General features: G+C 33.9%; 4 protein-coding genes. All 4 read left to right on the top strand.

The features are described from left to right. Nucleotides 1–1,740: Ig-like domain-containing protein (locus tag ACKI5C_RS09710; RefSeq protein WP_407432924.1), on the top strand; the 1,740-nt coding region annotated here is incomplete at its 5' end. A gap of 144 nt (nucleotides 1,741–1,884) precedes the next feature. Next, on the top strand, nucleotides 1,885–4,938 hold the full coding sequence (locus tag ACKI5C_RS09705; protein WP_407432923.1) for a lectin like domain-containing protein: 3,054 nt from the start codon (nucleotides 1,885–1,887) through the stop codon (nucleotides 4,936–4,938). 303 nt (nucleotides 4,939–5,241) lie between these two features. Then, entirely contained in the window at nucleotides 5,242–8,568 is a 3,327-nt protein-coding gene (locus ACKI5C_RS09700) for a C1 family peptidase (RefSeq protein ID WP_407432922.1), read from the top strand. A 114-nt stretch (nucleotides 8,569–8,682) separates the two neighbouring features. Beyond that, nucleotides 8,683–10,530: right-handed parallel beta-helix repeat-containing protein (locus ACKI5C_RS09695; RefSeq protein WP_407432921.1), on the top strand; the 1,848-nt coding region annotated here is incomplete at its 3' end.

Raw genomic sequence — 10,530 nt, 5'->3', positions numbered from 1 at the left:
CTTCACTACAACACAAATGCAACAGGTAGAGCCAATATCTTTTTCAAAGGTGAAAAATATGGCGGTGATGCATGGAACGAACCTTTAAATAACACAATCACTATTAAGTTCAGTCTTTTGCCAGATATATATAATGTGACTATTGAATACTTCGGTAACAGAATATTTGAAGGAGCATCTGCAAATGCAACCTTAATTGTCAACAAACTTGATCCAGAACTGACTGTTGATGCACCAACTGTTTCATACGGTGAAGACATAGTTCTCAATTTGAATTTCAATGATACTGCTACCGGTACTGCAGATATTGCTATTGCAGGTCCAGAAGGACAAATATTGGCCTTAAATCAGACATTAAACAAGACCCTAACATTTGACAACACACTAAAACCTGGAAACTACATAGTATCCGTCTACTACCACGGAAATGAAATATTCAACGAAACAAATATTGATGTTAACTTAACCATTGATAGGGCCGATATCACTCCTAAAATTACTCTAAACGATACTGTATTGACTGTTAGCGTTCCTGAAGATGCTACCGGCAATATAACATTGACCGTTGGAAATGAAACTTTAAAGTCCCCAATTGAAGATGGAACTGCTATATTTGACCTATCAAACATTCCGGCAGGAGATTACAATGCAACATTGGCTTATCCCGGTGATGATAAATATGCTGGATTTAAAGATGTTTATCCTGTTTCCATTGAAGGTGAATATATCTTAGTTGCTGAAGATTTAGTTAAATATTATGGTGGACCTGAAAGATTTACTGTAAACCTTACTGACGGCAAAGGCAGACCTGTTGCAAATGCTATTGTAAACATTAATATCAATGGTGCAAAATATGATAGGACAACTGATGAGAATGGTCAGGCATTTATGGCTGTCAACTGGAACTCAGGCGAATATCCTGTTGTTGTTACCTACAATGACACTTCCGTTAATGCGACAGTTACAGTATTGTCTACAGTCAATGGTACCGATCTTGTTAAGGTATTTAGAAATGCCACACAGTTCTATGCTACTTTCCTTGACAGTCAGGGCAATTATCTGGCTAAAGGAACCGTAATCACATTCAACATCAACGGAGTATTTTACAACCGTACTGTTGAAGATAAAGGTTTGGCCAAACTTAACATCAACTTAAATCAAGGAAAATATATAATAACTTCAATTAATACAGTTACCGGTGAAAGTACAGGCAATAATATTACTGTTATTCCAAAAATCATAGAAAACAGCGATATTACAAAGTATTTCAGAAATAGAACACAATACACTGTTAAAGTAATCAGTGATGACGGCAAGGCTGTCGGTGCCGGCGAAATCGTAACATTCAACATCAACGGAGTATTGTATAACCGTACTACAAACGAGTCAGGTATTGCTAAATTGAACATTAACTTGCATCCTGGAGATTACATCATTACAGCAGAATATAAAGGTTCCATGGTATCCAACAACATCAAAGTATTGCCTGTATTGAATGCAACTGATATTAGTATGAACTATCGTGACGGAACTCAATTTAAGGCAACTTTGGTTGACGGTCAGGGAAAACCTTACGCTGGCCAATCTGTTTCATTTAATATTAATGGTGTGCTCTACAACAGACCGACTGACAGTACAGGTACAGCAAAATTAAACATTAACTTAATGCCAGGTGAATACATTATAACATCCAGTTATAACGGAACAGCCATCGCAAACAAAATTACAATAAAAAGTTGAGATTAATTTCTCAACATTTTTTCTATTTTTTATAAAAATTTATATCATATTCTGAATAAACTTACAAATAATATAATTTGGGAGGAGATTATTTTGCTTAAAAAAAGATATTTATTATTGATTCTACTTTTCTCTTTTCTTATCATGTCCTGTGTAAGTGCAGCAGAAAATTACAATGAAAACATTACAGCAGAAGAGATAATCATTGAAGACAATGATTTGGCTATTGCAGAAACAAACGAATGGTATGTTAATGCCAGCACAACAGGATCTCAAAACGGTTCAAAAGATAATCCTTTCATCAACATACAACAGGCATTGGATAGTGCAAATGATGGAGACAGAATATATATTGCACCCGGAACATATTCTGGAGCCGGAAATGTAAATTTTATGATTGAAAAAGAAGTCAATATTGAAGCGCAAGGTCCAAACGTAATATTTGATGGTAAAAACGAAACCAACATTCTTAAAATTACTACTTCCAACACCATTATTAAAGGATTGACATTTAAGAACGGATATTCCAATTCAGGCAGTGCATCATATATTCAAAGAGCATTAAATGTTTCTTTTATTGACTGTGAATTTATAGACAATTCCGCTAAAAATTACGGCGGAGCCATTTACACAGAATTTTCAACCATCAGCATCATAAACTGTTCCTTTTTGGGTAATTCTGCACTTTTTGGAGGTTCAGCATATCTTGAATATTCAATTTCCCAATTTATTAATACCTTATTTATCAACAACAAAGCAAATAATGCTTCAGGCGCAATCTATACTACAGTTTCAATGAATTCAATCGATAAGTGTGACTTTATCAATAATAGTGTCAGTGCAAAGACACCTTATGGAGGAGCTGTTGCTTTTTATCACTATGAAAGCAATATAAGCAATTCAAAATTCATCAACAACTCAATCAATGGTGAATACGGTTACGGAAGCTCAATTTTCAATTACGGAAATTTGAACATAAACAACACCACAATAAGCAACAACAGGCAAAATACCAAAAACAAAATTGACAATAGTGTTTACACCATAATTGGAAAAAGCAATATTGAAAACACAATTATTGAAAATAACACCTGCAGCGGTGATGAAGAAATAATTTATGCCTTATTCTGGCCTATGGTATTTGACAAGGTATTGGATGGAAACATTAGCATTCCTGCAAAATATGATTTGAGAAACATTACTTTAGAAAATGGCAGCAGCATATCCTACATCTCCTCAATTAAAAATCAAGAAGATTCAGGTTCCTGCTGGGCTTTTGCTGCAATAGGTGCTTTGGAATCATACCTGCTGGAGAATGAAAATAAACTATATGACTTTTCAGAAAATAATCAGAAAAATGTAATGGGTTCATATACAAAGGACGGTTGGGTCAGTAACCCGAACGGAGGTGGAGTAACCGCCAAGACTCTCGCATATTGGAGCCGCTGGTCCGGACCGATAAATGAAAGCGATGATCCCTATGATGACACATCCATAATATCTCCAACCAATTTGACTGTCGTTAAGCATGTTCAGGATGTAGTATATTTACCTGTGATGGACAATACCCAATTAAAGTTAGCAATATTGGAATACGGGCCTGTTGTTATAGGATTTAGAGCTTTAAATCCACAACTATATGAAATTAATGGAACAATAATTGAAAGTGAAGTTTCACCAATAAATATACTTCCAAACTATGCCAGCCATGTAGTTGACATTATCGGATGGGATGACAATTATCCAGGTTATAAATTTGGTGAAAACATTCCTGATGGAGCATTCATAATTAAAAACAGTTTTGGTGAAAATTATTATAATGAATACCTAAATAAAACAATCTATCGTGAAGCCAATGGTTTTAACTACCTTTCATATTATGACTTAACACTTTCAAAAGAAAGCATTCCTTATGCAATAACAAATGTGGAGGATGCTGACAATTATAAAGAAAATTATTATTATGACCCTACAGGAATACTTGTTAATTTAGGCTTTAACAATGAGACTGCATGGTTTTCCAACCAGTTTATTTCAAACAACAGCTCCCGTCTCGCCGCATTTAGCCTATATTCATTTGGAGTCGACTCAGCATATGATGCATATATTTATGTGAATGACAGGCTTGCCCTCACACAAAGCGGAGTTATCCACAATCCCGGTTACAATACAATTCACTTAAGCAATTATGTTAATTTAAATGAAAATGATGTCTTTAAGATAATCATCAAATTAACTACCCCTAACTGCAAATATCCGATTCCTATTGCCTGTGATGTTGACGGCTGGATGATTAATGTACATTCATCCCCCAATCAGTCTTTCATAAGTCCCGATGGAGTTAACTGGATAGATTTATATTATGTCCATGAAACTCTATATCAAAAAGATGGTTTTGTGACCTACAAAAAACTTTCAAATGCCAGTGTTTGTCTAAAAGCATTTACTGTCGATTTGGACATATATGCAAAAGACCTGGTTAAAATCTATAAAAATGATTCCAAGTTTGAAGCCAATATCGGCAAAAGCAATGAATTCGTGTCTTTTGAAGTTAACGGCATTAATTATACCCGTTTAAGTGATGAAAACGGAACAGCTAAACTAAACATCAATTTAAACCCTGGAAACTACACCATTAAAACTTCATACAGTAACAGAAGCATTGAAAATAATATTGAAGTTTTACCTACACTGATTGGCAAAAATCTAGTTAAATACTACAGAAACGAGTCACAATTCTTTATTTCATTGATTAACGGTGAAGGTAAATCAGTATCCGGCGTTAACATTACCATGAACATCAATGGCGTTTTCTATAACAGAACAACCAATGAAAACGGAACGGCCAAACTAAACATTAATCTGGAACCTGGAAAATACATACTGACAGCTTTTGATCCTTTAACAGGACTTTTGATGTCATACAACATTACAGTCCTGCCTGTTTTAACTGCTGAAGACATCACCATGAAATACCTGGACGGAACCCAATTTGTTGCTACACTCATTGACGGTGAAGGAAAAGCTTATACAAACCAAAACATTACTTTTAACATTAACGGAATATTCTACAACAGGACTACAGACAGTTCAGGACAGGCCAGGCTGAACATTAACCTGATGGCCGGAGAATATATCATAACGTCAATGTATGAAAACGGTGCGGCAACATCAAACAAAATAACCATAAGAAGTTGAGATTAATTTCTCAACTATTTTTTCTTTTTTTTACACAACAAAGTTTTTATTTGACTATAATTGATTTATTACAATAATTATTTAGTAGAGTATTTTAATGGATAATTCAGCCAAGTTAATGTTAATTCAACGAAAGCAATCTATTTTGATTTTAAACACATCTGACAGAATATGGAGAAACTTTAAGGAAATGATTAGATTAATTACCGCATATTAAATAATTTTTATTTTTATTTCAAGATTATTAAATAAAAACAAATAATTATATATAAAATTCAATAAACATTCAATTGGGGAGAAAATATGAAATCTTTAAAAATTGCGGTTGTCCTGTTAGTATTAATAATGTCTGCAGGTACTGTATGTGCAGCAGATGCCTTTGATGTAACGGACAATGATAATCAAAATATCCTAGAAACTACACAGAACGATGTTATTGCTGTAGATGAGCCAAAAACATTCACTGACCTGAATAATGATATTCTTAATTCAGAGAGTGTTTTTGAAATGACGAATGATTATAAGTTTAACAATGAATCTGACAATAGCGAATTTATACCTCTTGGTGCAGATAATTTTGTCATCAACGGTAACGGCCATACAATCGATGCAAATTTTCAATCTCCAATATTTTTAATTTCTGCGAAAAATGTAACAGTAAATAATCTTACATTAATGAATGCAAACCATACTGTAGGGAGTGTCTTTTATATAAAGACAAATTGCAGTTTAACAACAAATAACGTTAATTTTATAAATGATACTTCTGACACATTTGGCATTATTCTGATTATGGGAACATATGTTAGTAATAATGATAGATTTATAGATTGTACTTCTACTATGGGAATTTTAAATATAGAAAACCTTATACCTGATGAGTCCATTGAACTGGAAATTAACAATGCAATGGTGTCAGGTTTAAATATGTATGATTGGGGATTTATTTATACTGAATTTCCAAATGTCAATATTGCTATTTTAAACTCGACATTTATGAATCTCACTTCAGATTATTCAACTGCAGTTAAAGGAACTACAAAAACAATAATCAAGAATTCCAAATTCATTAATTTATATTCTAGAGTATCTGCTGGAGCAATTGCGGTAAAAAATGCGGAAAAAACTGTAATTGACAATTGTACATTTATCAATGTCAATTCTATGAAAAATGGTGGAGCTATAGTGGCTGATGTTAGTGGAGATACTGACATGACAGGCAATGTTGAAATTACCAATTCCGATTTTATCAACTGTCATTCAGGATTTGGCGGGGCAGTAATGCAATTGTCCGGCAACCTCACTGTAAATAACTGTACTTTCTCAAAAAATTCAGTTGAATATGATGGCGGTGCGATATATGTTTCCTATGTTAATGCAGATATTTCAGATTCATCATTCAATGAAAATCATGCATTGTATAACGATAGCAGAGGTACTTTCGGCGGCGCAATATTTCATGATATGACCACATTAAATTTAATTAATTGTGAATTGGCCAATAACACAGCACAATATGGAGGTGCAGTATATGGTTATGATTCAAATTATAATATTACATATAATAAATTTTCAGGCAATAAAATGTTGAACGGTAGTTTTAACGATGTTTTTACAGAATTTGACTGCAGTTCAATTTTGGAAAATAATGAATATAGTGCTGATGATTCCTATGATTTGAATAATACAAATTATGATAGTATAATGGTTAATGGTGGAAATAAACTTGTTTTAATCAACAATACAATAGATGTCGCTACAATGCCTTCCAGATTTGATTTGCGTGACTGGGGATGGAGCACTCCTGTCAGAGATCAGGGCCGTATGGGTACATGCTGGACATTCGGGTCAACAGGTGCTATGGAATCAGCAATATTAAGATATTTGGGTATTGAAATGGACATTTCTGAAAATAACATTGAAGACATGTCTATGCAATATAATAAATATGGAATCAAGGAAAATATTGAAAGCGGTTATCCAATAGTAGCTGCCGCTTATGCTTTAAGCTGGTTTGGTGTATTTTCGACCGAAAATGACCATTATGATCAAATTGGAAAAGTTTCATTAATAATGTCACCGAATAACAGCATTCATTTCCAGGATGTTGCTTTCATACCTTCACGAGATAATGTTACCGATAACGATTTATTAAAAAAAGCTATTTTAAAATATGGTGCTTTAGCTGTTACTTATGCTGCAGATAATGATCCCCCACACTTAAATCCGGAAACAAATGCACAGTATAACAACGAATCTGAAGCAGGTGACCATTGTGTTGCATTAATTGGCTGGGATGACAGTTACTCCGCAGATAACTTTTTAATCACACCTCCTGGAGATGGTGCATGGATAATTAAAAACAGCTGGGGAACAGAATCCGGAGATCAAGGTTATTATTATATTTCATATTATGATGTAAACTTTGTAACTTCTTACTATGCAGTTGCATATTTGCTTGAAAATACTGTTGAGTATAATAAAAATTATCAGTACGATATTCTTGGAAATTTAATCTTTAATGAAGATATGAATGAATACGTCAATGAGTATGTTGCAATTTCGAATGATATGATTGCAGGTGTTGGAACATACTTTAATGATGCCGATGTCGAATACAGCGTTGAAATCTACATAAATAATGCATTAAAATATTCCCAAAATGGTGTTTCTCCATTTGCCGGTTTCCATACAATTCAACTCGATTCATTCATTCCAGTTAAAAATGGAGATGTTTTTGCCGTTAAGATTAAATCAAATGCAGTTCCAGGAGTTTTGGATTCCAGACAACATTATATAAAAGGCACATCAAAATATCTTGAGAATGGCTCCTGGGTTGATGCTTACGATGAGAATATTGTTTGCTGTATAAAAGTTTATACTGTTGATTCACCTATTTACACTGAAGACTTGGTTAAAATATATAAAAACGATTCCAAGTTTGAAGCAGTAATTGATGTTGCCAACGAAACAGTAACCTTTGAAATCAATGGCATGAATTATACCCGAACAAGTGATGAAAACGGGGCTGCATCAATAGCCATTAATTTAAATCCTGGCAACTACACAATAAAAACAACATTCAACGGCACAACAGTTGAAAATAAAATCACAGTATTGCCAACATTGATTGCTGAGGACTTAGTAAAATACTACAGGAACGAGTCACAATTCTTTATTTCATTGATTGACGGTGAAGGTAAATCAGTATCCGGCGTTAACATTACCATGAACATCAATGGTGTTTTTTATAACAGAACAACCAATGAAAACGGAACGGCCAAGCTAAACATTAATCTGGAACCTGGAAAATACATACTGACAGCTTTTGATCCTTTAACAGGACTTTTGATGTCATATAACATCACGGTTTTACCAGTATTATTCGCCAAGGATTTGGAAATGCACTTCCAAGACGGTTCAACATTTAACGCATTGGTTCTAAACGGTCAGGGAAATCCGTTAGCTAATGCTGCAGTAACATTCAACATCAACGGAGTATTCTATACAAGATACACCAATTCTTCAGGAATAGCAATACTGAACATTAACCTGATGGCTGGAAAATACATCATCACCTCAGAATTCGATGGAATGAAAATTCCTAATACAATTACAATCAGGGATTAATCAATTTAATCCTTTCCCTTTCTTTTTTTGAATAACTTATAATTTTTATAAATAACTTTTTTATGGATTAAAAATATAATATAACTCATATTAATTATATGGGAGAAAAGAATTATGAAGAGAATTAAAATATTGCTTGTCTTAATATTTTTATTCATATCAATTAGTGCTGTTTCGGCTGAAGGAAACTTCACAGCACTCCAAGATGATATTGATTCAAGTACAGATAGTATAGATATAAATCAAGATTATGCATATGATAATTCGAGTGATTATGAATTAAATAGTGGAATTTTAATAAATAAAAGCGATTTTACAATTAATGGTAATGGCCATAGCATTGACGGATTCAATCAGGCCAGAATATTTAATATCACAGGAAATAACATTACAATTTCCAACATTATTTTTATCAATGGAAATATGGCTGGAGACATGGGTGGAGCATTACACTCTTCCGGATCAATTATTTTAAACAATGTGACTTTTAAAGACAACAACGCGAATAATGGTGGAGCAATATATGCTGCAGGAAAAACCACAATAAATAATGCATTATTTGTCAACAACAAAGCCAGTAAAAACGGTGGAGCAATATTTACAGATGGAAATTCAAATCAAATAAATGGCATATTTGAAAATAACTCTGCAAACAGTGGTGGTGCAGTTTATTTCAACAAGGGAATCAAAAATAGCCTAATTGACAGTACATTTAATGGAAACAATGCTACAAGAGCCGGTGGAGCAATATTTATAAGAGGACCTGCAAGCAACAATACATTTACATCAGAATTTAACAACAATCTAGCAAAAGCAGCAAGCGGCGGAGCAATATTCTTCTACAAAACTGCAGAAAACAATAAAATTGAAAGCACTTTCACAAACAACACAGCAGCCTACGGAGGAGGAATGTTCTTCTACAGCGAATCAAACAGCAACGAAATTCTCAGCGACTTTAAAAACAATATAGCAATATCCTGCGGAGGAGCATTATTCTTCTACAATAAAACCAACCGCAACACATTCAAAGGAAAATACATACACAATGAAGCCCGTGGCCTGATAAGTGAAATTAACGGTAACGGGGGAGCAATAACCTTCAAAAATACTTCAAGCAACAATGTATTGGAATGTGATTTCATCGAAAACAGCGCAAGACTATACGGGGGAGCAGTAAATTATAGAATGACTCCATACAACATAACAATAAAAGGTAATTTCATTGCCAACAATGCCCCAATTGGCGGCGGAATTAATTTCTTTAATGGATTCAACAACATAAGTCTCAAAGGCAATTTCATTGCCAACAATGCAACTATGGGAGGGGCAATAGCCGTCAATAAGGCAGATGATTCAATCGCAATATCCTTAACCGAACTTCCGACCATAGCCAACTGTAATTTCACTGCAAACAATGCAACAATAGGCGGAGCAGTCTATTTTGATATGAATGCAATAGTAAAAGACTGTAATTTCGCATATAATCATGCAGAAATGGGAGGAGCAATATTTACAAATGGAAATTCAAACCTGATAAACTGCATATTTGAAAATAATACAGCAAAAAACGGAGGAGCAGTTTACTTCAACAAAGGAATCAGAAATAGCTTAATTAACAGTACATTTAATGGAAACAAGGCCACAAGAGCCGGAGGAGCAATATTTATAAGAGGACCTGCAAGCAACAACACAATCACATCAGAATTTAACAACAATCTAGCAAAAGCAGCAAGCGGCGGAGCAATATTCTTCTACAAAACTGCTGAAAACAATAGGATTGAAAGTATTTTCACAAATAACACGGCAGCTTACGGGGGAGGAATGTTCTTTTTAAGTGAATCAAACAGCAATGAGATTTTCAGTGACTTTAAAAACAATATTGCTATTTCATGTGGTGGGGCAATATTTTTCTTCAACAAAACAAACCGCAATTCATTCAGGGGCAGTTTTATTAATAATACT

It is taken from the genome of Methanobrevibacter sp. (assembly GCF_045646045.1).
In the GTDB taxonomy this organism is placed as follows: domain Archaea; phylum Methanobacteriota; class Methanobacteria; order Methanobacteriales; family Methanobacteriaceae; genus Methanocatella.
Note: the sequence above shows the minus strand (reverse complement) of the source record. Positions and strands in the feature narration are given on the sequence as shown.

Coding starts and splice junctions, on each gene's coding strand:
- ACKI5C_RS09700 (WP_407432922.1), top strand. CDS start 5,242: ATGAAATCTTTAAAAATTGCGGTTGTCCTGTTAGTATTAATAATGTCT.
- ACKI5C_RS09705 (WP_407432923.1), top strand. CDS start 1,885: ATGTCCTGTGTAAGTGCAGCAGAAAATTACAATGAAAACATTACAGCA.